This window comes from Mesorhizobium sp. M1406, assembly GCF_040317555.1.
GTDB lineage: Bacteria > Pseudomonadota > Alphaproteobacteria > Rhizobiales > Rhizobiaceae > Mesorhizobium.
In genome coordinates this window covers 224,664-247,865 of sequence record NZ_JAMYKW010000003.1, presented here as the reverse complement: position 1 = coordinate 247,865, position 23,202 = coordinate 224,664, and the positions used below count along the sequence as shown (strand labels likewise).

Annotated in this window: 18 protein-coding genes; 8 read left to right on the top strand and 10 right to left on the bottom strand. The window is 63.7% G+C overall.

Features of this window, described 5'->3' with window-relative positions:
* Positions 1–81 precede the first annotated feature (81 nt).
* The 6 genes from gntR (at position 82) to NKH03_RS05120 (ending at position 6,680) form a co-directional block, all read left to right on the top strand.
* A complete protein-coding gene (gene gntR / locus NKH03_RS05145; RefSeq protein ID WP_352967439.1) occupies positions 82–1,110 on the top strand; it encodes an HTH-type transcriptional regulator GntR in 1,029 nt (342 codons plus the stop codon).
* A gap of 303 nt (positions 1,111–1,413) precedes the next feature.
* Positions 1,414–2,541: a sugar ABC transporter substrate-binding protein gene (locus NKH03_RS05140; protein WP_352967438.1), complete on the top strand. Its 1,128-nt coding sequence runs from the start codon at positions 1,414–1,416 to the stop codon at positions 2,539–2,541.
* 80 nt (positions 2,542–2,621) lie between these two features.
* Positions 2,622–4,169 carry a sugar ABC transporter ATP-binding protein gene (locus tag NKH03_RS05135; RefSeq protein ID WP_352967436.1) on the top strand — a complete coding sequence of 516 codons (1,548 nt, stop codon included), beginning with the start codon at positions 2,622–2,624 and terminating at the stop codon, positions 4,167–4,169.
* Positions 4,166–5,146, top strand: coding sequence for an ABC transporter permease (locus tag NKH03_RS05130; protein WP_352967434.1), 981 nt, complete (start codon positions 4,166–4,168; stop codon positions 5,144–5,146). The genes NKH03_RS05135 and NKH03_RS05130 overlap by 4 nt, the downstream gene beginning before the upstream one ends.
* The gene (locus NKH03_RS05125; protein WP_352967432.1) at positions 5,143–6,129 is read left to right on the top strand and encodes an ABC transporter permease; all 987 of its coding nucleotides are present in this window, start codon (positions 5,143–5,145) and stop codon (positions 6,127–6,129) included. The genes NKH03_RS05130 and NKH03_RS05125 overlap by 4 nt, the downstream gene beginning before the upstream one ends.
* A 2-nt stretch (positions 6,130–6,131) precedes the next feature.
* The gene (locus NKH03_RS05120; protein ID WP_352865555.1) at positions 6,132–6,680 is read left to right on the top strand and encodes a gluconokinase; all 549 of its coding nucleotides are present in this window, start codon (positions 6,132–6,134) and stop codon (positions 6,678–6,680) included.
* Positions 6,681–6,714: 34 nt separating this feature from the next.
* Here NKH03_RS05120 and NKH03_RS05115 read toward each other — a convergent pair whose 3' ends face one another.
* From NKH03_RS05115 to NKH03_RS05105, 3 genes are all read right to left on the bottom strand, one after another.
* Positions 6,715–7,722: a hypothetical protein gene (locus NKH03_RS05115; RefSeq protein ID WP_352967430.1), complete on the bottom strand. Its 1,008-nt coding sequence runs from the start codon at positions 7,720–7,722 to the stop codon at positions 6,715–6,717.
* 83 nt (positions 7,723–7,805) lie between these two features.
* A complete protein-coding gene (locus NKH03_RS05110) occupies positions 7,806–8,255 on the bottom strand; it encodes an RrF2 family transcriptional regulator (protein ID WP_136622569.1) in 450 nt (149 codons plus the stop codon).
* 258 nt (positions 8,256–8,513) lie between these two features.
* The gene (locus tag NKH03_RS05105) at positions 8,514–9,500 is read right to left on the bottom strand and encodes a sulfate ABC transporter substrate-binding protein (RefSeq protein WP_352967428.1); all 987 of its coding nucleotides are present in this window, start codon (positions 9,498–9,500) and stop codon (positions 8,514–8,516) included.
* 233 nt (positions 9,501–9,733) lie between these two features.
* On the opposite strand from NKH03_RS05105, the gene NKH03_RS05100 reads away from it, so the two are divergent.
* Both NKH03_RS05100 and NKH03_RS05095 read left to right on the top strand, forming a co-directional pair.
* Positions 9,734–10,006: an antitoxin gene (locus NKH03_RS05100; protein ID WP_352967426.1), complete on the top strand. Its 273-nt coding sequence runs from the start codon at positions 9,734–9,736 to the stop codon at positions 10,004–10,006.
* Positions 10,007–10,405 (top strand): type II toxin-antitoxin system VapC family toxin, encoded by a 399-nt coding sequence (locus NKH03_RS05095; protein ID WP_352967424.1) that lies wholly within the window; start codon positions 10,007–10,009, stop codon positions 10,403–10,405.
* A 93-nt stretch (positions 10,406–10,498) separates the two neighbouring features.
* On the opposite strand, the gene NKH03_RS05090 is transcribed toward NKH03_RS05095, so the two are convergent.
* From NKH03_RS05090 to NKH03_RS05060, 7 genes are all read right to left on the bottom strand, one after another.
* Entirely contained in the window at positions 10,499–11,539 is a 1,041-nt protein-coding gene (locus NKH03_RS05090; protein ID WP_352967422.1) for a sulfate/molybdate ABC transporter ATP-binding protein, read from the bottom strand.
* A gap of 12 nt (positions 11,540–11,551) precedes the next feature.
* The gene (cysW, locus tag NKH03_RS05085) at positions 11,552–12,436 is read right to left on the bottom strand and encodes a sulfate ABC transporter permease subunit CysW (RefSeq protein ID WP_352865541.1); all 885 of its coding nucleotides are present in this window, start codon (positions 12,434–12,436) and stop codon (positions 11,552–11,554) included.
* Entirely contained in the window at positions 12,429–13,280 is an 852-nt protein-coding gene (gene cysT, locus NKH03_RS05080) for a sulfate ABC transporter permease subunit CysT (protein WP_352865538.1), read from the bottom strand. The genes cysW and cysT overlap by 8 nt, the downstream gene beginning before the upstream one ends.
* A gap of 22 nt (positions 13,281–13,302) precedes the next feature.
* Positions 13,303–14,331, bottom strand: a complete 1,029-nt coding sequence (locus tag NKH03_RS05075) for a sulfate ABC transporter substrate-binding protein (RefSeq protein WP_352865536.1) — start codon at positions 14,329–14,331, stop codon at positions 13,303–13,305.
* 220 nt (positions 14,332–14,551) lie between these two features.
* On the bottom strand, positions 14,552–15,229 hold the full coding sequence (locus NKH03_RS05070; RefSeq protein WP_502913484.1) for a M15 family metallopeptidase: 678 nt from the start codon (positions 15,227–15,229) through the stop codon (positions 14,552–14,554).
* A gap of 131 nt (positions 15,230–15,360) precedes the next feature.
* Entirely contained in the window at positions 15,361–17,451 is a 2,091-nt protein-coding gene (gene pbpC, locus NKH03_RS05065) for a penicillin-binding protein 1C (protein ID WP_352967418.1), read from the bottom strand.
* A 214-nt stretch (positions 17,452–17,665) separates the two neighbouring features.
* On the bottom strand, positions 17,666–23,164 hold the full coding sequence (locus NKH03_RS05060; RefSeq protein WP_352967416.1) for an alpha-2-macroglobulin family protein: 5,499 nt from the start codon (positions 23,162–23,164) through the stop codon (positions 17,666–17,668).
* Between the last annotated feature and the right edge of the window lie 38 nt (positions 23,165–23,202).

Sequence of the window (23,202 nt, the reverse complement as noted above, 5' to 3'; positions counted from 1 at the left end):
GCGGGCCGGTGGGATGGCGACAGCAAAAACGATCGTATCGCGACTGTGCCCTGCCAGGTGCATTCCCGAGCGAGCGCGTCCGTGATCAAGCCACGCTCACGTCGTGGCGGCGGCCGCCCGACCATATCAGATGTCGCGCGCAAGGCCGGTGTCGGCGCCATCACAGTGTCGCGCGCCTTGCGCGAGCCGGAGCGTGTCTCCGAAGAGCTGCGTCGCCAGATCCAGGCCGCCGTCGACGAACTCGGCTATGTGCCGGACCCGAATGCGCGGGCGCTGGCTTCGGCGCGCGCCGAGGTGTTCGGCGTTCTGGTGCCGTCGCTCACCAACAACGTCTTCGCGGAGGTGGTGCGCGGCATCTATGACAGCTTGTCGGACGGCCCGTTCCGCATCCAACTCGGCAACACCCATTATTCCGGCCTCGAGGAAGAGCGGCTGCTGCAGGTGTTCGGCTCGCAGCGGCCGGCAGCGCTGATCGTCGCCGGCATCGACCAGACACCGGTCTCGCGAAAGCTGCTGGAAAGCGCCGGCTGCCCTGTGGTGCAGGTCATGGAGACCGGTCCCGATCCAGTCGACATGATGGTCGGCTTCTCGCATCTCGACGGCGGCAGGACGGCAACCGAACATCTGATCGAAGCAGGCTACCGCCGCATCGGCTTCATCGGCGCGCGCATGGACCCGCGCTCGCAGCGGCGCCTGGCAGGCTACCGCGCGGCGATGGAGGCCGCCGGCCTGTTCGACCCGCGCCTTGTCACCACCACGCCGGTGCCGTCCAGCGTGTCGCTCGGTCGCGAAATGTTCCGCGACGCACTGGCCAAGGTGCCGACGCTCGACGGCGTCTTCTGCAACAATGACGACATCGCGCTCGGCGTGTTGTTCGAGTGTCATCGCGCCTCGATCGCGGTGCCGAAGACGATCGGCATCGTCGGTTTCAACGACCTCGACATGATGCAGGTGGCGTTCCCGTCGATCACCAGCATCCGCACCCACCGCTATGAGATCGGCCGACGCGCGGTCGCCATGGCGCTGGCGGCGATCGCCGGCAACAGGCCGGAGCAACGGATCGTCGATCTCGGTTTCGAGCTCAAGCGCCGCGAGAGCACCGCCCGTTGAATACACAGAGGCGACTGTGCGAATGCCGGTTTACACGCCAATTTGGTAGCGCTACCATTCCTTCTGAACAGGTGGACGAGCAGCGGGGTCGCGCCTGTTTATTATACATAAGCGACAACTAAAACTTGTTTATTATGGATAATATGATAGTTTTCGCCCGGCTGGCGGCGACCAGGGGAGGAACTAGGTCGGCCGTCACGGGCGACTAAACGCGTATGCCAAGGCAAGGAGGTGCCGGGCCCATCGCGTCAAAAACTTCGCAAAGCGAAACCATAATCAGAACTGCAACTGGGAGGAATATCGATGATCAAGTCACTTGTTGGTGGCATCGTTGCCGCCACTGCATTCGTCATGTTGAGCTCGTCGGCAAATGCCGCGGGCCCTGAAGTCGTCAAAGGCCCGGCAGTGGAGCCGGATTGCTTCGTACCCTGGGCCGCGGATACGCAGTTCTTCAAGTTCCCCAAAAAGGCGGGCCCATACCGCATTGCGCTCGCCAACGGCTATATTGCCAATACGTGGCGCATTCAGATGGTGCAGACCGCGAAAGCCTATGCGGCACAGAAGGACGTCGCCGCGAAGCTGAAGGAATTCAAGGTCGTCTCGACCGGCGAAGACGTGCCGGCGCAGATTTCGGCGATCAACAACTTCATAGATTCCGGCTATGACGCGATCGTCGTCAACGCGCAGAACCCGACCGCCTTCGGGCCGGTGATCAAGCGTGCCAAGGAAGCCGGCGTCGTGCTGGTTGCCTTTGACAACATCCTCGACACCAAGGACGCGATCAACGTCAACGTCGACCAGAAAGGTCTTGGCGAGCTTTGGGGCAAATGGCTGGTCTCGCATGTGCCGAATGGCGGCAAGATCCTCGAAGTGCGCGGCGTTGCCGGAACATCCGTCGACACCGACCGCCACAATGGCATCCATGAGGCTCTCGACGCCTCCGGCAAGAAATGGGCCGTCACGGAGGTCGTCGGCAAGTGGGATGACGGCGTTGCGCAAAAGGCTTCGGCCGACGCAATCGCCACCAACGGCCCCTTTGACGGCGTCACTGGACAGGGCGGCGACACCGGCATCGTGCAGGCGATGATCGATGCCAAGCATCCGTTCGTGCCGTTCGGTGGCGAGACCGAAAACGGCTTCCGCAAGTTCTGCGCGGCCCATGCAGCCGACGGGTTGAAATGTTCGTCGGCCGGTACCGGGCCGGCGCAGGTGGCTGTTGCCATCAAGACGGCGATCGCAGCGCTTGAAGGCAATGTCGTCCCCCAGTCAATCAAGCTGCCGCTTGCCGTCGTCGAGGATCCGAACTTCAAGGCTGGTCAGGATTTCTTCCCCGACCAATCCGACAATTTCTTCGTCGGCAATTCTTTCCCGACCTGCGGCATCAATTTCACCGCGCAGGAAATCATGGGGCAGACCAAGGAAAACCAGTAGGCCGCACACCCGGCGCCGTGAGATTGCTCATGGCGCCGGGAGTTCGATATCTTGGTGATCAAAGCGCCCCGGGAGGGCCGATGGACATTGCTGTTCCGCTCTTTCGTATGGAAGGCATATCCAAGCGCTATGGTGGCGTGCGAGCGCTGGAAAACGCCGAGCTTTCGGTCACATCAGGCAGCATCCACGCCATCCTTGGCGAAAACGGTGCCGGCAAATCAACGCTGATCAAGGTTATGGCCGGCGTCGTCGCGGCCGACGAAGGCCGAATGACGCTGGATGGCCGCGAGGTGACCTTCGCCTCGCCGGCTGCTGCCAACCAGGCAGGCATCGTCTGCATCTTCCAGGAGCTGTCGCTGGTTCCCGAACTCAGCGTCGCCGATAACATCGTCATTTCCGATCCGCCCAAACGCTTCGGCATGATCGACCGCAAGGCGCAGCGCCGCATCGCGGAAGATGCGCTGGCGCGTGCTGGTGCCGCCGACATTCATCCGCTGGCACTGGTCAAGGACCTGCCCTTGTCGCGGCGGCAGATGGTCGAAATCGCCAAGGCGCTCGCCAGAAAGCCGCGCATCCTGATCCTCGACGAGGCGACGTCGGCGCTGACGGCGGCGGACGTCTCGAAGATCTTCTCGGTGCTGAAGCGGCTGCGCTCGGAAGGGTTGTCGCTGCTCTACATCTCGCACCGCATGAACGAGATCGCGGAGCTGGCCGACCAGTGCACGGTGTTCCGCAATGGCCGTAACGTCGCCAGCTATCCCGCCGGCTCGAAGAGCGACAATGAAGTGGTCGAGCTGATGATCGGCCGTGAGTACAGCCACATCTTTCCGCCGAAGCCCGCGGCCGTGCCTGCGACCGCCGCCCCCAGGCTCGAAGCCCGCAAGCTCTCGTGGACTAACCGGCTGCACGACATCTCGCTGACCGTCAGGGCAGGCGAGGTGGTCGGCCTTGGCGGCCTTGACGGCCAAGGCCAGCGCGAATTGCTGCTCGCCTTCTTCGGCGTGCTGCGGGGCCTCAGCGGCCAGATCCTGATCGACGGCAAGCCGGTGACGATCGCCAGTCCTTCTGCTGCCCGAAAGGACGGCATCGGCATGGCGCTCATACCGGAGGACCGCAAGACCGAAGGCCTGATGCTGCCGATGACTGTGCGCGAGAACCTGTCCTTCGCCGCGCTGGACCGGCTGTCCAAGGGCGGCATAATCGACCGCGCCGCCGAGCAGCGGCTGATCGACGATATGGTCGGCCTTCTGGCGATCAAGACGGCCGGTCTCGACATTCCGGTCGCGGCACTTTCGGGCGGCAATCAGCAGAAGGTGGTCATCGCCAAATGGATGATGCGCCAGCCGCGCATCATCCTGCTCAACGATCCGACACGTGGCATCGACGTCGGCACCAAGCAGGAGCTCTACCAGCTGATGCGCAAGCTGGCGGATGCCGGGGCGGCAATCCTGTTCTATTCGACCGACTATGACGAGTTGATCGGCTGCTGCGACCGAGTGCTGGTGCTCTATGACGGGGCAGTCAAGCGCGAGCTGGTCGGCGCCGAGATCACCGAGCGGGCGCTGATATCGAGCGCGCTCAACATCCATGGCGAGGACAGCCCCGTGAGCCTGGGAGCGGACGCATGAAGGATTGGCGCTACTGGCTTGCCGAGCAACGCGGAACGTTGCTGGCGCTCGGCATCTTCGTTGTCATGTTCGTCATCTACACGTCCAACCATCCGGCAGGCTTCACCGCAAATGTCGTGCAGACGGCCTCGAACAAGGGCGTTCTGCTCGCCTTCGTCGCGATGGCGCAGACACTGGTGGTGATCACCGCCGGCATTGATCTCTCCGTCGGCATGATCTTCCTGCTCACCAACTGTCTGGCCTCCTGGCTGGTTGTGGGCACACCGATGCAGACGACGCTCGGCGTCATCGCGGTGCTGGCGGTTGGTCTGCTCTGCGGCGCCATCAACGGCGCCATCGTCATCTATGGACGGCTGCAGCCGATCGTCGCCACCATTGCCACAGGGGCCGTCTATTACGGCATCGGCCTGTTGCTGCGGCCATTCCCGGGCGGTTCGGTCAATGAGGATCTGGCCGATGCGCTGACAGGCCGCGTGTTCGGCGTGGTGCCGGCAAGCCTCGTCGCGCTGTTGGCAATCGTGCTGGTGATCTGGGTGCCGTTCAGCCGCTCGGTGCTAGGCCGCGCCGCTTATGCGGCAGGGTCGTCGGAGACGGCGGCCTACATGTCCGGCGTGCCGATCCGGCGCGGCAAGTTTGCCGCCTACACGCTGGCCGGGCTGCTGGCCGCGATAGGCGGCCTGTTCCTGACCTTCTTCACCTATACGGGCGACGCGGCCTATGCCAGCGGCAATGCCTACACGCTGTTTTCGATCGCCGCCGTTGTGCTCGGTGGCGTCTCGCTGTTCGGCGGCAAGGGCAGTGCCATCGGCGCGATCTTCGGCGCGCTCGCCTTCCGCACCATCGGCGACCTGTTGTTTGTGTTCGATTTCGATCCGCTCTGGCAGCCGCTGTTCCAGGGCGTTATCCTGCTGGTCGCCGTCAGCCTCGGCGCCTTCGCCCTGTTTCGGGTCCGCAACCGGCTGGAGTGGTTCCTGTGAGCGAAACGACGCTTGGCGGTATTGCCGGCCGCATGCCCAGCTTCATCCGCCGCGCTGATCCCGCGGTGCTGACCGCCTTTGCCTGCATTGCGCTGTTGCTGTGTCTTGGCAGCCTTTATTCGCGCAGCTTCCTGTCGCCGGAGTACCTGCTGCAGCAGCTCAAGGTCGCCTCGTTCCTCGGCGTCATCGCCACCGGCATGATGCTGGTCGTCCTGCTTGGCCAGATCGACCTGTCGGTGCCGTGGTGCGTGGCGGCGGGCGCGATGATGGCCTGCGCGGCGGCCGCCTATGGTCCGGCCGGGGTGGTGCTGGCGATCCCGTTTGGCATTCTCTGCGGTGTGCTGATCGGTATCGTCAACGGAATCGGCGTCGCCTATCTGCGCATCCCCTCGATGATCATCACGCTGGCCACTAACGCCGTCGCGCAAGGGCTGATGGTCGTCTACACCGGCGGCTTCTCGCCACAGGATTCGGCGACGGGCGCCATGCGCTACCTGGCGACCGGTTTTGCCATTCCGGGCGTCCCCAACGCCGTCATCATCTGGGCGCTGATCGGCGCTGCAATGGTGTTCGTGCTGACCCGCACCAGCTTCGGCCGCACCGTCTACGGCATCGGCAACCGCGAGCGCGCCGCCTATCTTTCCGGCATCGACACACGGCGCGTGGTTATGATCGCCTTCGCGGCGTCGGGCGGTCTCTCCGCTTTCGGCGGCGTGCTGCTCGCCGGCTATGCCTCCAAGGCGGCGCAGTCGATGGGTGATGCCTATCTGTTGCCGTCGATCGCGGCTGTCGTGCTTGGCGGCACCTCGATCCTGGGCGGCCGCGGCTCGTATCTCGGCACCGTCGCCGGTGTCATCCTGATCACCCTGCTGCAATCCATCCTGTCGGTCATGCAGATGCCGGAAGCGGGGCGGCAGATCATCTACGGCGTCGTCATCGTCGCCATGCTGCTGCTCTACGGCCGCGCGCCGGCAAGCCGCTGACAATGGACGAAAAGGCAGCACAGGCGCCAACGGGCGCTCCCGGCTCGATGCCTCCGGCCATCGTGGTGATGGGCGTCGCCGGCTGCGGCAAGTCGGCCGTCGGTATTGCACTGGCGGCCGCGCTGGGCGTTACCTTTATCGAGGGCGACAGGCTGCACCCGCCGGAAAACGTCGCACGCATGGCTAGCGGCGAGCCGCTTACCGATCAACTGCGTGAAGGTTGGCTCGACGCGATCGGCGAGCGCATCGCGGGATCGGTGGGGCAGGGCGAAGGCGTGGTTGCCGCCTGCTCGGCGCTGAAGCGCGGCTATCGCGCGCGCTTGAGCGGCTTCTGCCCGGAGATCGTCTTCCTCTATCTGGAGATCGACCCTGCCACGGCCAGGCGGCGTGTCGGCAGCCGCAAGGGCCATTTCATGCCGGCAAGCCTCGTCGACAGCCAGTTCGCCATCCTCGAGCCGCCGACAGCGGATGAGAAGGCCTTGACGCTCGATGCGACCCGCTCGGTCAGCGAACTCGTCGCTGCCGGCGTCCACCGGCTACGCCGGTCATGAACCTTCATCATCAGTGCCGATACCGGTGCTTTCCCTAGCCTCGGTCAGCCGCTGCCGACGGGACCATTTCAGCATCTGCTCGGACGGACGCCTCCGGCGCCAGCGCAGGGCTGAGCACGGCCCGGTATTGCCTGAAGGGAACCACTTCGAAGGTCGACATGGCAAACAGGGCGGTCCTGCCCCTGGCGGCGAAGTTCGCCGGCGCCGAGGCGAGGTGGGTCCAGCCGGTCTCACCCATGGCGGCCTCCGTGAAGGTGGAGCCGGCATGGACGGTGTTGGTCATCGTCACCACGCCATTCTGCTTCAGGATCTTCTGGATGCGGATGGTGACTTGATAGGCATCGTCGCGATCAAAGGCGATCCGGCTTTTCAGGAACCGGTTCTCGACATTGACCAGCGGCGGGTTGAGGAAACGCAGGCCGAAGGCGCTTTCGGAAATACCGTGGGTGTTGACGCTCACCTGATGCGCCTCGATACCGGCCTCGTACAAAGCACGCTTGCCGATGATGGTCTGGGCGATGAATTGATCGCACCAGAGGATGGCGCCGTGGCCGCGCTGCAAAGCCGACTGCAGCCCGTCCAACCCCTCCAGCCGGATCGTCGGCGACCAGCGGCCAGCCACCAGATGCGCGGCGAGCTGCAGGCGGCGGCGATGGCGGGCCGCCAGCAACCCCTCGAATAGCTGGCGCGCATCGATGTCTTCGCCAAGCACAGCGCGCGTGGCGGCAGCGTAAGCGGGAAATTCCTTGCGCATATGGCGCTTCAGGCGAAACCTCGACACGCGGCCGCAGATCGGTGCCCACCAGCGCACCGGCAGTGCCGCTGCCACCATGAGATAGAAGACGGACAGCAGGCTTTCGCGAAGGTCCCTGTTCGAAAAGCGGCGAAGCCTGCCGGGGTGAACTGGCTTGCGGCTGAAGAAGCGCACATCCTCGGCTCGTTCCGGAACGAAGATGTCGGCGATGATTTCGGTGCGAAAGCTTGCGGCCGATGGCAGCTTATGGGCGGCCCTGCGGGATTTCGCGAACCACCACAGCCTCATCGGTCCAGCCCGTTCTTCGAACCCCGCTTTACTGCGTCGGCATGGGCCGCGCAAGCTTGCGATAGCGAGCGGCAGCCGGTGGTTTAGATCTGCGACGTCAGTTCGACCGGGAAATCGTCATTGTCGGCATCGCGCATGGCGGCGAGGCTGCGATTGTCCAGCACTTCGGCGATCGCCTGCCGCACCTCGAGCATCATGTGCCGGACCTGGCAGGTCGCCTCGTCGCAGTCGTCACAGCGCTGATACTGCGTGCGGCTGGCGCAGGGGATCGGCGCCAGCGGCCCGTCAAGCACGCGCACGACATGGCCGATCTTGATTTCGGAGGCCGGCCGGGCGAGGCGATAGCCGCCTTCCTTACCCTTGCGGCTCTGGACGAAGCCGGCATTGCGCAACTCGCCCAGGATGGCATCGAGGAATTTCTTCGGGATGTTGTTGGCCACCGCGATGTCGTTGACGAAGGCCAACTGGCCGACCGGCAGGCCGGACAGATGCACGAGGGCCTTGAGGCCGTATTTGCCTTTTTTTGTCAGCATGCCCAGATCAACCCATTGAAGCCCCAACCATTCGCATCTGGCGACTGTTTGTGTGCAAATAATGACGTTTTCGCCGCGCGATGATATTTCGCGAAAACAGGCCACCGAATGGCACGTTAGGCACAAACGCGTTGATTCTTTGTAACGTTTTGCACGGATGCTGCCGATATTCCGCTGAAAACCGGGTTGCCCGCGCACAAAACGAAAAAAGCCGGCAAAAAGCGCCGGCTTTTTCGTCTGCTCTGGATGTTGCTGCCGTCAGCGGCTGCCGTAGGTCTGGTCGAGCAGGCCGCCGGCGGCGAAATGCTCCTTCTGCACCTTGTCCCAGCCGCCAAAGACATCTTCGACCGTCAGCAGGCGGACATCGGGAAACTGGGCTTTGTATTTGGCTTCCACTGCTGCATCGCGGACCCGGGTGCCGTTCTGGGCGAGGATGTCCTGGCCCTCCGGCGTGTAGAGGAAGTCGAGATAGGTCTTGGCCAGATCCCGCGTGCCATGCTCGTCGGCGACCTTGTCGACGATCGCGACCGGGAATTCGGCCAGCAGGCTGACCGAGGGCGTGACCTGCTCGAACTTGTCGTCGCCATACTCCTTGCGGATGCCGCGCGTCTCCGATTCGAAGGTGATCAGCACGTCACCGATCTCGCGCTGCACGAAGGTGGTGGTCGCGGCGCGGCCGCCGGTGTCGAAGATCGGCACGTTGTTGAACAGCTTGGTGATGAACTCCTTCACCTTGGCGTCGTCGCCCTTGAAGGCTTCCTTGGCGTAGGCGGTGGCCGCCAGATAGGTGTAGCGCGCATTGCCTGATGTCTTAGGGTTGGGGAAGATCACCTGCACGTCGTCGCGCACGAGATCGTTCCAGTCCTTGATGTGCTTGGGGTTGCCGGCGCGCACCAGGAAGGACGGCAGCGAATAGAAGGGGGAGGCGTCGTCGGGAAAATCCTTCTGCCAGTCACCCGAGACGAGGCCCTTCTTGACCAGGAAGTCGACGTCGGTGACCTGGTTGAAGGTGACGACATCGGCGCCAAGGCCTTCGGCGATGGCGCGCGCCTGCGCCGAAGTGCCGGCATGCGACTGGTCGACCGTGACGCCCGGATGCCTCGCGATGAAGGCCTTGTTGACCTGCACGAACAGTTCGCGACCGACATCATAGGACGCGTTGAGCAATTTGTCGGCCGACCAAGTTTGGGAGGATGCCAGGAGCAGGCCGGCGACGGTAGCGACGCCCAGGAAAAATCGCTTCATGAAAACAGCTCCGGATGCAATGAGTTTATGGTCGAACCATAGCTGCGGCGCAGGGCGCGCGACGAGGCACGTCTTGTAGCCGCGTGACCTTTCGGTGAGAAAATGTATCATCGAAATGGACGATTCTTGGAATCTCGTTCCACGTCGAGTCCCCTTATGCCTTGGTTTTTCCGATGCTTGCGTCGTAGCATGTTTTGACATATACAAATGGCATATACAATGAGTTTGCGATCATGCCCCGGAACCGCCATTCAACGACACCGCCGAAAGAAGCGAAGCTGTTTCGCAACAACCGCAGCCAGGCGGTGCGCATTCCTGTCGAGTTCGAGCTTCCCGGCGAAAAGGTCTTGATCAGCCGTGAAGGCGATCGCTTGGTCATCGAGCCGGTCCGCAAAGCCGGCCTCACCGCGTTGCTCGCCCATTGGGCGAAAGAGCCGCCGCTCGCTCCTGAGGACGACTTCCCCGAGATCGACGACACGCCGGTCAAATCGGAGGACGTTTTCTAGATGCGGTTCATGCTGGATACGAACATTATCGGCGACATGATCCGAAACCCGGCTGGCAAGGCCGCGAGTGCAATGGTGCGCGAGGGAGACGCCGCCGTGTGCACCAGCATCGTGGTCGCCTCGGAATTGCGATATGGCTGCGCCAAAAAGGGATCGGCCAAGTTGCTCAAGAAGGTCGAGGAATTGCTGGCCGAGATTCCTATCCTGCCGCTCGATGTGCCGGTGGATGTCGAATACGGCGCTCTTCGTGCCGAGCTTGAAGCCGCGGGCCAGACCATTGGCCACAACGATCTTTTTATTGCCGCTCATGCCTGTGCATTGGGCACCACGCTAGTGACCGCCAACACGGGAGAGTTCACCCGGATCAGGAACCTGAGGGTCGAAAACTGGCTGGCTTGAAGCGCATCGCGCTTTAAACCGTGGTTTTGCACATGTCGTTATGCCAAAACCGCGGCGCACTTTGGGCGACATGCATTAGGGCCCGATCTCGGATCAAGCAGCCGGAAACAGCTTCCAGCGTCCGGGGCGGAACGCCACCCGGCTCTTCTGCGCCGCTGGGTGATTGACTGGCAGTTCGATTTCGACCCGCTGGCGCTCGCCACCGATCTCGAGTTCCACGCGACGCGTGCCGGCGACGCGACGGCTGGCGGCGACCGTGCCGGCGATGCAGCCGCTGCAGCCGTCCAGCAATTCGACATCGTGCGGGCGGAAGTAAAGCGTCGCATCGCCCGAGGGTTCGTTGGGCGCGGCAAGCCCGATCGGGCGATCGGCGAGCCAGATCTCGCCATTTTCGACCTTGACGGGAAGCGAGCTCGATTCACCGATGAAGCCGTAGACGAAGGGCGAGTTCGGCGTGTCGTAGATGTCGTCGGCGGTGCCGACCTGCTCTATGCGGCCCTGGCTCATCACCACGACGCGGTCGGCAAGCTCCAGCGCCTCTTCCTGGTCGTGGGTGACGAAGACGGTTGTGTGGCCGGTGGCGTCGTGGATTTCGCGCAGCCAGCGACGCAACTCCCGGCGCACCTGCGCATCGAGGGCGCCGAACGGCTCGTCGAGCAGCAGCACCTTGGGTTCGATGGCCATGGCGCGGGCCAGTGCCACGCGCTGGCGCTGGCCGCCGGAGAGCTGTGCCGGATAGCGCTTTTCCAGGCCCGAAAGCTGGACGAGATCGAGAAGCTCGGAGGCACGACGGCGGATCTCCCGCGCCGGCGGGCGCGACGGCCCGTGCCGGACCTTCAGGCCGAAGCCGATATTGTCGGCCACCGTCATGTGCCGGAACAGCGCATAGTGCTGGAAGACGAAGCCGACATTGCGGTCCTGGATCGACTTTTGCGAGGCGTCCTCGTCGCCGAAGAAGATATTTCCCCGCGTCGGCCGCTCCAGCCCTGCGATCAGCCTGAGCAGCGTCGTCTTGCCGGACCCGGACGGACCCAGCAACGCGATCAGCTCGCCCGACTTGATGTCGAGCGATACGTCGTGAAGCGCCGGAAACCGGTCAAATTCCTTGCGCACGTTGGCAACGCGGACTTCCATCTACTGAACCCTCTAGTGTCCGCGCGTGGCGGCGATCTCGGCGCCGTAGCGCATCTCGAGAATTGTTTTCAAGACCAGCGTCACGAGCGCCAGGCCCGCAAGCAATGAAGCGACGGCGAAGGCGCCGACGGCGTTGTACTCGTTATAGAGGATTTCGACATGCAGCGGCATTGTGTTGGTCAGGCCGCGTATGTGGCCCGACACCACCGACACCGCGCCGAACTCGCCCATGGCCCGCGCATTGCACAAAAGCACGCCATAGAGCAGCCCCCATTTGACATTGGGCAAGGTCACGTACCAGAAGGTCTGCCAGCCATTCGCGCCAAGCGAAAGGGCTGCTTCCTCGTCGCCATTGCCCTGTTCCTGCATCAGCGGGATCAACTCGCGGGCGACGAAGGGAAAGGTGACAAAGACGGTGGCCAGCACGATGCCCGGCACGGCAAACAGGATGACGATGCCATGCGCTTTCAGCCAGCCGCCGAGCAGACCCTGGGCGCCGAACAAAAGCACATAGACAAGGCCCGATATGACCGGCGAGACCGAGAAAGGCAGGTCGATCAGCGTGGTCAGGAAGGCCTTGCCCTTGAACTCGAACTTGGCAATCGCCCAGGCGGCGGAGATGCCGAAGACGATGTTGAGCGGCACCGAAATCGCCGCCACCAGCAGGGTCAGCCGGATCGCCGAGCGCGTGTCGGCGTCACTCAGCGACTGCGTATAGGCACTGACGCCTTTTGCCAGCGCCTCGTGGAAGAGGACGATCAGCGGCAGGAGCAGAAAGATGCCAAGGAAAGCGAAGACGAAAGCCATCAGGATGGCTTGCGCCGGCCGGCTCTCGGTCACCGCCGCCGAGCGGCTCTCATGATAGGGTTGGTAGGATTTGATCTCGGGATCAGCCATAGCGCTTGCGACTCCATGACTGTGCGAGATTGACGATCAAAAGCATCAAGAACGACAAAAACAGCATGACCGCCGCGATCGCGGTCGCTGCCGGATAATTGTATTCCTCCAGGCGGATGACGATCAGAAGCGGCGCGATCTCGGATTTGTAAGGCAAATTGCCGGCGATGAAGATGACCGAGCCGTATTCGCCAACGCCGCGCGCGAAGGCCAGCGAAAAGCCGGTGATGATGGCCGGCGCCAGGCCCGGAAACAGGATGCGGGTGATGATCTGGAAGCGGCTGGCGCCAAGCGTGGCGGCGGCTTCCTCCACCTCCTTGTCAATCTCCTCCATGATCGGCTGCACCGTGCGCACGACGAAGGGCAGGCCGATGAAGACCAGCGCAATGACGATGCCAAGTGGCGTGTAGGCGACCTTGATGCCAAGCGGCATCAGCAATTTGCCGATCCAGCCGTTCGGCGCGTAGAGCGTGGTCAGCGCGATGCCGGCTACTGCCGTCGGCAAGGCGAAGGGAAGGTCGACCATGGCATCGACGATGCGGCGGCCGGGAAAGCGGTAGCGCACCAGCACCCAGGCGACGAGCGTGCCGAAGACGACGTTGACGGCAGCCGCGATGAAGGCGGTGCCGAAGCTGATTTCCAGCGCGTTGACGGTGCGACGGTCGGTTGCGATTGCCCAGAACTCGGGCCAGCCAAGGGCGGCCGAGCGCCAGATCAGCCCGGACAGCGGGATGAGGATGATGAGGGTGAGGTAGGCAAGCGAGAAGCCGAGCGTCAATCCGAAACCCGGAATGACACTCGGCTGTCTGAACCGCCACCCCGCCTGCGCGGGTGCTGTGGTCATAGCGTCCTGATCTAGATTTAGCTCACTGGGCCGGCTTGTAGATCTGGTCGAATATACCACCATCGCCGAAATGATAAGGCTGCGCCTTCTTCCAGCCGCCAAAAAGCGGATCGTCGATGGAGATCAGCTTGATATCAGGTGTCTTGGGCAGATCCGCCGGCGCCACAAGTTCGGGCTTGGCCGGACGATAGTGGTTCTTGGCGATGATCGTCTGCGCTTCCTTGGAATAGAGCCAGCCCAGATAGGCTTCGGCGACCTTGCGCGTGCCCTTGGCGTCGACATTGGCGTCGACAATCGCCACCGGCGGCTCGGCCAGGATCGATGTCGGCGGATAGACTATGTCGAAATTGTCGGCGCCGAATTCGTCGAGTGCCAGATAGGCATCGTTTTCCCAGCCGATCAGCACATCGCCGATGCCCTTTTGCGCGAAGGTCACGGTCGAGCCGCGCGCGCCGGTGTCGAGCACCGGGGCATTGGCGTAAAGCTTGCCGACGAATTCCTTGTTCTTGGCCTCGTCACCGCCATCATGGGCGTTGGCGTAGGCCCAGGCGGCGAGATAGTTCCAGCGTGCGCCGCCGGAGGTCTTGGGATTGGGCGTGATCACTTGGACGCCGTCCCTGACGAGGTCGCTCCAGTCGTGGATGCCCTTGGGATTGCCCTTGCGGACAAGGAAGATGATGGTCGAGGTGTAAGGTGCTGAATTGTTTTCGAATTCGGTGCGCCAGTCAGGGTTGATCTTCTTCGATTTCGAGACGATGGCGTTGATGTCGCCTTCGAGCGCCAGTGTCACCACGTCGGCGTCGAGGCCGTCGATCACGGCGCGGGCCTGGGCGCCCGATCCGCCATGCGACTGCTGGACGGTGACCGTCTCGCCGGTCTCGGCTTTCCAATGGGCGACGAAGGCTTCGTCATAGGCCCTGTAGAGTTCGCGTGTCGGATCGTAGGACACGTTGAGAATGGTGGTGTCGGCAAACGCGAAACCGAGCGTGCCGAACTGGACAGATGTGGCGACCAGTGCGCCGAGCAGTTTCCTGAAATGAGGTTTGGTCATTTCTGCCTCCGTTGAACCCACGGCAAATCTACCGAATTGGTAGAAATTAGATGCATTGAATGTTGCCTTTTTTGCCCCTCTGGAGAAAATATTCGACGATCCTTCGCGGCATGGAGAAATATTTTCCTCCTGTGTCTCCGGGAGAAATCCTGCCGGCCATCCAACCTATTTAGAGATGAGCAGTGCCGAGGCAAGGCCGTGTGGAATTTAGTCCGGCGCCTCAATCGGCGGTGATGGGAAAATCGAAACGCTCCTTGGCGAACGGTTCGTTCGCCAGCGTGAAGTGCCACCATTCGCGTGCATAGTTCTTGAAACCGCCGGTGCGCATGGCGTCGACAAGCATCTTGCGGTTTGACACTGCTTCACCGGCGAGGCCGCGGTGGGCAGTTTCGCTCGTCGGGTCAAAGCAGTCGAAACCGGTGCCGAAATCGAGCGTGTCGGCATTGAATGCGCCACAGGCTGGGTTCGGGCTGGACCTGCGATCCGTCCGGGCGATGGCGACGTCGACGGTTGAACCACGCGAATGGGTCGATTGATCTCCGACATAGCCCTTGGCGATCAGATCGCCTCGCTGGACCTTCGGATGCCATTGCGGATCGGGCGGCCCGCCTTGTCTCGTCCATTCGCCCATGTCGGCGACGGCGCGGGCAGGGCGGTAGCAGTCGAACACGACCAGCGTCAGGCTTTTGACGGCGATCGCCTTCTGGACACGGCTGAGTGCCTCTGCCGCCTGCTCGGTGAGGATGCAGGCCGGCGCGTCATAGCCGATCACCTTGCGATGCAGAAAATTGTCCGATCCGGCGTATCGGATGTCCTGGCGGATCGAGGGGTCGATATCGGCGAGCCGGACGAAGCCGGCGGGCAGGGCGTCGGCCAAAGCGGGAAGGGTGACTGCCACGACAAGAATCATTGCTGCCAGCGCTGAGGCTACCAACGATCGAGGATTGTGCCTCGGAACAGGCATGGAGCAAGTATCCTGGCTATCGCTGACGATGTAGAAAGCCAATTCGATGAATCGCTTGGCTCGGTCTATTCGACAAACACCTTGACGCTTGCCGCGCGTCCCGCGGCGTCGATCACGGTCAGCGTCGAATAGCCGGCGCCATCGGGTTGCCAGGTCGCGGTGCGGCGACGATCGATGCCGGCGAGCGGTTTGCCGTTGGCCAGCCAGCGGAACGGCGCGCGGCCGCCTTGCAGCTTCAGCACCAGCGGCGAGGCGTCGGCAGAGCTGGTGCCGAGATCGACGCGGGCGCCGTCGGGCGGGAAGATGATGGTCGGCGCGGGTTCGGTCACTGTTGCCTGCACGAGGCCGTCCGCCCCGGCGCCGAAGCGAGCGAGCGTCACCGGCAGATCCTCGCGCCTGGGGCTGAACACGCCTGGCGGCTTGCCCGGCAACGGCACGATGGCCAGGCCCGAGCGGACAAAACCCTCGAAGAGGATGGGAGCGGCCGAGACATAGCCGGACAGGCCCGGCACCGCTCCGGCGTCGGGGCGGCCGACCCAGACACCCAGCACATAGCGGCCGTCGAAGCCGACCGACCAGGCGTCGCGATAGCCGTAGGAGGTGCCGGTCTTGTAGGCGATGCCGCGCTGCGAGGCCCCCTCGGGCGGCTTGACGCCCGACAGAATGTCGATGATCTGCCAGTTGGCCTGACCGTCGAGAATGGTGGCGGTGGTGCGCTCGGCATTGGCAGGCTCGGTGCCGTCATGCAGCGTGTGCGTCTTGCCGCCATTCGCGAGCCCTATGTAGAGCTGGACGAGGTCGCGTAGTGTTATCCCGACGCCACCGAGGCCGATGGCCAGGCCCGGCGCCTCGTTGACCGGCAGCACGGGGACGACGCCAGCCTGGCGGAAGCGCGCCATCAGGCGCGTTGGTCCGACCGCGTCGAGCACGCGGATCGCCGGCACGTTGAGCGACAGTTGCAGCGCTTGCCGGATGCTGACGTCGCCCTGATAGCCCATGTCGAAATTCTTCGGCCGGTAGCCGGAGAAATCGACAGGGCTGTCATCGATCAGCGTTTCCTGCGCCACCAGCCCCTGTTCGAAGGCAAGACCGTAGATGAACGGCTTCAGCGTCGAGCCGGGCGAGCGGACGATCTTGGTCATGTCGATCCAGCCGGAGCGGCTGGCGTCGAAGAAATTGGCCGAGCCGACTTCGCCGAGAATGTCGCCGGTGCGGGAGTCGGCCAGCACCATGGCGACCGATAGGCGAGGCCCGAGCTTGGCGGCCGCATCCCTCGCCACCTGCTCCAGCCCTTCCTGGACGCTCTTGCGGATCGTCAGCTGCAAGGGCTGGCCGGGGACGGCCTTGGGCAGCATCGCATAGGCGGCGTGCGCGGCGAGCGTCGGCAGCGTGCGGCGCAGGCCCGCCACATCGTCGAGGGCGGCGCGTGCGGCCTCATGCTCGCCGAGCAGGCCGGAGGACACCATGCGGGTCAGCACCCGGTCGCGGGCGGCGTGGGCGATTTTCAGGTTGCGGTCGGGCCGGCGCTTTTCCGGCAGCTGCGGCAAAGCGACGAGCAGGGCGGCCTCGGAGACTGTGAGCCGCTTCGGCTCCTTGCCGAAATAGGCGAGGGACGCTGCGCGGACGCCTTCCAGATTGCCGCCATAAGGGGCCAGCGTCAGGTAGCGCTCGAGGATCTCGCGCTTGGACAGCCGCCGCTCGATTTGGATGGCGCGCAGCATCTGCTTGATCTTGGAGCCGAGGCTGCGGCTTTCGCGCGGCTCGATCAGCCGGGCAAGCTGCATCGACAGGGTCGAGCCGCCGGAGACGATGCGGCCGCTGGTGGCGAACTGGCCGGCAGCACGGGCCAGCGCCAGCACGTCGACGCCTTCATGATCCCAGAAACGCTTGTCCTCGTAGGTGACCAGCATGTCGACGAATTGCATGTCGACCTGGTCGAGCCGGGTTTCCAGCCGCCAGTAACCGTCCGGCGTGGCGAAGGCGCGCAGCAGCTGGCCGTCGCGGTCCTGGACTTCGGTGGAGACCGTGAGTTCGGCCGGCAGCGGGGGCGGGAAGGCGCGGTCGAATTCCCAGAGAGTAGCGGCAGAGAGAGCGAGAATGCCAGTGCAGGAAGCTGCGGCAATGGCGGCGCGACGGAGGTGTTTTCTTGAAAGCATGGCGCTGCCCTCATTGCCCTGCCGGGCATTTCTCCCCGTATAGAGACGGGGAGAAAGGGGCCTGCATTGAGGCTTTCGCCGACTTGCCACGTTTCAGAACGGGTGCCGACGATCGCGACAGCACCCTTCTCCCCGTCTCTATACGAGGAGAAGGTGCCGGCAGGCGGATGAGGGGCAGCGCCATCGTCCTAATCATGATCGTCACCAAGGCGCCTTACGGCGCCTTGATCTCCATCATGCCGGTGGCGGTGCGGGCCGAATATTGCGGCCGGTACATGTCTTCCACCGTTGCCGCCGGATGCGCATAGGTGCCAGGCGTCACCGCGCGCACGACATAGGCGAGGGTCAAATTGTGGTCGTGGTCGCCGTCGGCCGGGTTGAACGCCGCGACGAAACGGTCGTCGCGGAATTCGAGATGGGCCGCATCGGTCTGCGCCAGCCACGAGAAGTTCGTCAACTGGGCGCTGGAGACCAGGCCGGGGTTGTCGATCTCGAAGCCGGCTGGCAACAGGTCGGTGATCAGCAGGCGCGACGGCCATTTGTTCTGCTCGTTGACCTTGAGCACGACGACATAGCGTTCGTTCTGTGTCGCCTCGGTGACATTGGCTTCGGTGCCATCGAGCTTGTAGTAGGTGCGAGCGATGGTGAAGCCGTCGCCGCCGGCCGGCAAGGGCTGGATCGGCGACGCCACGGCGGTGACGACGGCCTGCAGCGGAGTTTTGCCGGTGTTGGCGATGGTCAGCGGGCTGTCTATCAGGTCACTGCCGTCGACCTGGTTGGAATAGCCGCCGGAGTGCGGCGCGCCATTGACGGCCAGCGTGATCGAATCATTGCCTTCCTTCAGCGCGCGGGCCGCCAGCAGCATCCAGGATTCGTCCTGGGTGCTGGTCCAGCGGGCTTCGGCGCGTTCCCTGGTCACCAGCTTGATCAGTTCCGGCACGATCGTTGGCACCGGCTTCGATTCCGCCGCCAGCGCCAGCATCGACGCACCGTCACGCAGCCGCGAGCCGTAATCGGAGCGGTAGTAGTCGTAGTCGGTGGTCGACTTGGCGAGCTGCAGGGCGGTCTTGAACGTCGCTTCGGCGCGCGGCGTATCGCCATAGAGCGCCAGGCTCGCCGCCAGTTGGGCAACGGCCATCGGGCTCGAGAAAGCTTCGAGCTGGGTGTCCGCGTAGTAGCGCAGGTCGCCGATCGAGGCCTTCTTGTTGCGGGCCAGCACGTAGAGGGCATAGGCAATCTCGCTGCCGCGGTCCTGTACGCTCTGGTCGTAGCCGAGCGAGTTCTGCAAATTGCTCAACGCCTGGTTCATGGCCAGGCTAGGCACCTCGTATTTCTGCTCGCGCGCCCTGGTCAGGAAGTCGGTGACATATGCATCGAGCCACAGATCGCCGGAGCCCGGACCCCATAGGCCGAAGCTGCCGGCCGAGGCCTGGTAGCTCAGAACCTTGTAGATGGCGTCCTGGATGCGGCCGTGGATATCGGGATCGCTGGCCATGCCGATGCCGGATGCCAGCTCATTGACGTAGAGAAGCGGCATGGCGCGGCTGGTGGTCTGCTCGGCGCAACCATAGGGGTAGCGGTCGAGCGTCATCAGCAGCGACGGCACGTCGAAGGCGGCAGCTTGGGTAACGCCGACGCTTACGGAAGCGCCATCGAGCAGGCTTGCCGCCAGCAGTTCCTTGTCGACCCGCAGCGCGCCGCCATTGCCCTTGAGGTCGACCACCAGGCGGGTGGTGACCGGCAATTGCGCCGGACGCACCGGCACATAGAGCGTCTGCTCGACCGTAGTGCCATCGGCATGGGCGAGCTTGATGGTAAGCGAGGCATTGCCGGCCGTCCGTGCGATCAGCGGCACGGTCAGCGTCTGCCGCTTGCCCTGGGCGAGCGTCAGCTTCTGGGGCAGCGGCTTGTCGCCCGTCGACAGGTCGCCCGTCGTTTCGATCGACAGCGCATAGTCGCCGACGGGGCCATCGGTGTCAGCGACATCGAGGCGCATGACGGCGGCGTCACCAGGCGCCAGGAAGCGCGGCAGGCCGGCGGTGATCACGACGGGATCGCGCACGATGACGTCGGACTGGGCATGGCCGACCGCATCCTTGGTCCAGGCGACAGCCATGACGCGCACGGTGCCGTTGAACTGCGGAATGTCGAAGTCGATCCGTGCCTTGCCGTCGGCGTCAAGCTCGACGGGACCGGAGAAGAAGGCGACCAGCTTTTCTGTCGGCGGGCTGCCCTGGGCCTGCATGTTGGCGCCGTCGCCGCCGGTCCTGAGCTTGCCGGTGTTGCCAAGCGAGCCGTCGATCAGGCGACCGTAGATGTCGCGGATTTCCATACCCAGCATGCGCTGGCCGAAGAACCAGTTCTCCGGATCCGGCGCCTTGTAGTTGGTCAGGTTGAGGATGCCGACATCGACGGCGGCAACCATGACATAGGCATTGCTGCCCGGCTGCACGCCGGCCACGGAAACCGGGATCGACAGCTGCTGGCGCGGCATGGTCTTGTCCGGCGGCGTCAGGGTGATGGCGAGCTTCTTCGAGCTCGGATCGACCTTCAGCCATTTCACGCCGATGGCGCGGGCCGGCATGCGCGTTTCCTGCGCCTCGCCCGGCCGGAACAGGGTTGCCGTGACATAGGCGCCGGCGCCCCAGTCGTCGCCGACCGGAATATCGACGGTGCCGCCTCCGGCCGGTACTGACGCCGTGACGGTCTTCAACAGCTTGTCGGAACCGATGTTGATGAGAAGTTCGCCGGCAAAATGCGGCGAGACTTTCAGCTTGGCCACTTCGCCGGCGGCATAGGTGTCCTTGTCGAGGGCGATCTCGAGGCCGTCAGGCGTTTCGGTGGTGGTCGACGAGACATACCAGCCGGCATTGAACTCGTAGCTGGTCGCCGGTCCTTCTGGATCGGCGGTTTCAACCTCGAGCCGGTATTGGCCCCAATCGACCGGCACGGAGACCGTTGCATCGCCATCGGCGCTGAGGTCGATCTGGCCGTTGGCGATCGACTTGGTGAAGGTGACCGGCTCGTAGTTCCAGGAATTGTTGGAGCGGTACCACTGGTAATTGCGTTCAACCTTGACCAGCGTCCATTGGGCGCCTTTCAGGGCCTCACGATTGCCGTCGGGATCGACGGCGAGCAGGCTGAACTTCGCCGTGCCGCCTTGCGGCACTTCATTGTCGGCGAAGTCAGGGCGGATGCCGATCATATGGCCTTGCGGGCGGATGCCGATGTTGAGCGAACGCTCGATGGCGCGGCCACCGGTTTCGCGCATCCTGACCGTCACCTTGGCGTCGACCAGCTTGGTGGTCGAGGGCAGCTGCTCGACGGAGACCGGGAAGGTCACCTTGCCGTCATCGCCAACCACCGGCAGATCGGCGAAAGGGGTGACCGTGGGTTCCGCCGACTGCTCGTCGGCAAGGCCGAAGGAAAAGCCCTGGAAACGGTCCCAATCGCGCGAGGTCGACAGCGTCAACTCGCCTTCGAGCGCCAGGCCCGCCGCCGGCGCGCCATAGAGGAAGCGGCCGTCAATATCAATGTTGGCGGTTTCGCCCTGCGCGATCTCCTGCTTGTCGGCCTTCATGTCGAATTCGATGCGATCCGGCACGAAATCCTCGACCAGGAACATCTGGCTGGCCACCGCCGCCTGCTTGGGATCGGTATGGATCGACACCGACCAGGTGCCGCGCATGGCGTTGGGTTCGAGCGGCAGGTCGACGGCATGGCCGCCGGCAGAGGCGCCGTCGCTGACGATGCGGCGGTCCTCGACGCCGTCCGGGCGCGAGAAGATGAAGGTCAGCGGCAGGTTTTCGACCGCCTTGGCGGCGCCGTCGCGGGCAAGGGCCGCGACATGAACATCCTCGCCAGCGCGGTAAATACCACGTTCGGTCCAGGCATAGACGTCGAGCGCGCCTGGCGCCGCGCGCCCGGTGACGCCGCGGTCGGACAGGTCGAAGCCGGCCCGGCCCATGTCGAGGAAGACGAAATCATCGTCGCCCTGCTTGGCCATCAGCACGGCCGGCACCATGCCGCCGTCGCCGCGCGTGAGGCCGGGGTTGAAGACGGCGTGGCCATCGGCATCTGATGTCGCCGTGCCGAGAACCTCGTTGTTCCTGGCAACCAGGGTCAGTTCGGCGCCTGCTATCGGCTTGGCACCGCCCAGCGAACGGGCAAAGACATTGAGCCCGTCCTGGCCGGTATAAGTCGACAGGCCGATGTCGGAGACGACGAACCATTGCGTGGCCATGGAATTATAGTCGTCGCTGTTGTCGTTGACGGCCTGGGCGGTCAGCACATAGACGCCGGGCTTGCGCCGCGGCAGCGCTTCGTCGACCGGGAAGGAGGTGGTGACCTCCTTGTTGAGATCGTTGGCGATGTCGAGCTGGCCTTGCCAGACCGGCGCGCCCATCTGCTCGGAAATGTTGGAGATGTCATAGCCGTCGAGCTGGTGCAGGAACTGGTAGCCTGACAGAAGCTGCGCCAACGAACGGTCGCCGATGCGATAGAGCTTCATTTCGGCGGCGTTCATGTTGACGGTGACGACCGGAATGCCGCGGCGCGCGCCGGCCGGCAGCACGAAGCTGTCACCGGTGAAGCGGGCGGACGGTGCGCGGTCCTGGACATAGATCGACAGCACCACGGGGGCCGCGGTCACTTCGCCGATGGCCGCCGGCAGGCCGGCGCGGAAGGTGACGTCGTAATGCTGGCCGTGCTCCAGCCCTTCGACGCAGATCTGCTTGTCCTTGGCCTCGACGCCCTTGGGCGGCGCGTTGTCGACGGTGACGAACTGCGCATAGTCGACGCCGGTCTTGACCAGATCCTCGGAGAATTGCGCGCAGATGCGCGGCGCGCTGGTGTCGGCATCGACGGTGTGGTCGATGACTCGGAACCCCTTGCGGGCTTTGAGATCGGCATAGTCGGCCTGGACGGCCGGCGAAGGGTTCAAGGCAAGGCTTGACTCATATGCCTGCAGGGCCGGCCGGTAGAGGTCGCGCTTGTCGAGGCCGTTGCCGAGCAGCGCGAGCACTTCGGCGCGCGTCTTGGTGGTGCGCAGCAACTTGTAGGCATTGAAAGCGGCAGAGGTGCCGTTTGCCGGCAAAGTGGAGGCATCTGAGGTGTTGGCGGCGGGCTGCACTGCCAGCGTTTCACGCGCCAGGTTGAGCCAAAGCTGGCCATCGTCGGGCAGCACCGAGACCGCGGCCTCGTATTTCAGCATGGCGGAGCGATGATCGCCGGTCAGCACGGCCTGTTCGGCGGCGTTCATCAGGGCCGCCATGCCCTCGGTCGGTTTGTCATAGGCCGGGCCGAGCAACTTGTTGCGGTATTGCTGGGCCTGATCGGCCATCCAGTTGGGGAAGAAGGCGAGTTCAGGCGGCGCGCCGATATCGGGATCGCCATCGATGTTGACGACCTTGCCGGCGACCGCGCCGCTGAACGATTTCAGCTGGTTGTAGTCGGATTTGAGGAAGCACCATTTGGCTTTTTTGTTGTAGGTGAAGGCGCGGCAGGCTGGATCGCCCAGACATGTCGTCTTGCACTGGTCGAGCGTGACGTTCTGGTCGGATCTGAGATCAAAGCCGAAATAATCGGAATTGTCCGTCGTCGCTATTCGTCGGGACTCAGTCGCTTGCGCGATACCGCTCCAGGCTAAGACATTGGCCAAGGCAAAAAACAGAAGAATCAGGACCGACAGACCACGAGCCGCGCGCATTGCCATAGCACCCCTCCAGACACAGCTAACGTCCAGGCATGATC

Coding starts and splice junctions, on each gene's coding strand:
- NKH03_RS05140 (WP_352967438.1), top strand. CDS start 1,414: ATGATCAAGTCACTTGTTGGTGGCATCGTTGCCGCCACTGCATTCGTC.
- NKH03_RS05135 (WP_352967436.1), top strand. CDS start 2,622: ATGGACATTGCTGTTCCGCTCTTTCGTATGGAAGGCATATCCAAGCGC.
- NKH03_RS05130 (WP_352967434.1), top strand. CDS start 4,166: ATGAAGGATTGGCGCTACTGGCTTGCCGAGCAACGCGGAACGTTGCTG.
- NKH03_RS05120 (WP_352865555.1), top strand. CDS start 6,132: ATGGACGAAAAGGCAGCACAGGCGCCAACGGGCGCTCCCGGCTCGATG.
- NKH03_RS05115 (WP_352967430.1), bottom strand. CDS start 7,722: ATGAGGCTGTGGTGGTTCGCGAAATCCCGCAGGGCCGCCCATAAGCTG.
- NKH03_RS05110 (WP_136622569.1), bottom strand. CDS start 8,255: ATGCTGACAAAAAAAGGCAAATACGGCCTCAAGGCCCTCGTGCATCTG.
- NKH03_RS05105 (WP_352967428.1), bottom strand. CDS start 9,500: ATGAAGCGATTTTTCCTGGGCGTCGCTACCGTCGCCGGCCTGCTCCTG.
- NKH03_RS05100 (WP_352967426.1), top strand. CDS start 9,734: ATGCCCCGGAACCGCCATTCAACGACACCGCCGAAAGAAGCGAAGCTG.
- NKH03_RS05095 (WP_352967424.1), top strand. CDS start 10,007: ATGCGGTTCATGCTGGATACGAACATTATCGGCGACATGATCCGAAAC.
- NKH03_RS05090 (WP_352967422.1), bottom strand. CDS start 11,539: ATGGAAGTCCGCGTTGCCAACGTGCGCAAGGAATTTGACCGGTTTCCG.
- cysW (WP_352865541.1), bottom strand. CDS start 12,436: ATGGCTGATCCCGAGATCAAATCCTACCAACCCTATCATGAGAGCCGC.
- cysT (WP_352865538.1), bottom strand. CDS start 13,280: ATGACCACAGCACCCGCGCAGGCGGGGTGGCGGTTCAGACAGCCGAGT.
- NKH03_RS05075 (WP_352865536.1), bottom strand. CDS start 14,331: ATGACCAAACCTCATTTCAGGAAACTGCTCGGCGCACTGGTCGCCACA.
- pbpC (WP_352967418.1), bottom strand. CDS start 17,451: ATGCTTTCAAGAAAACACCTCCGTCGCGCCGCCATTGCCGCAGCTTCC.
- NKH03_RS05060 (WP_352967416.1), bottom strand. CDS start 23,164: ATGGCAATGCGCGCGGCTCGTGGTCTGTCGGTCCTGATTCTTCTGTTT.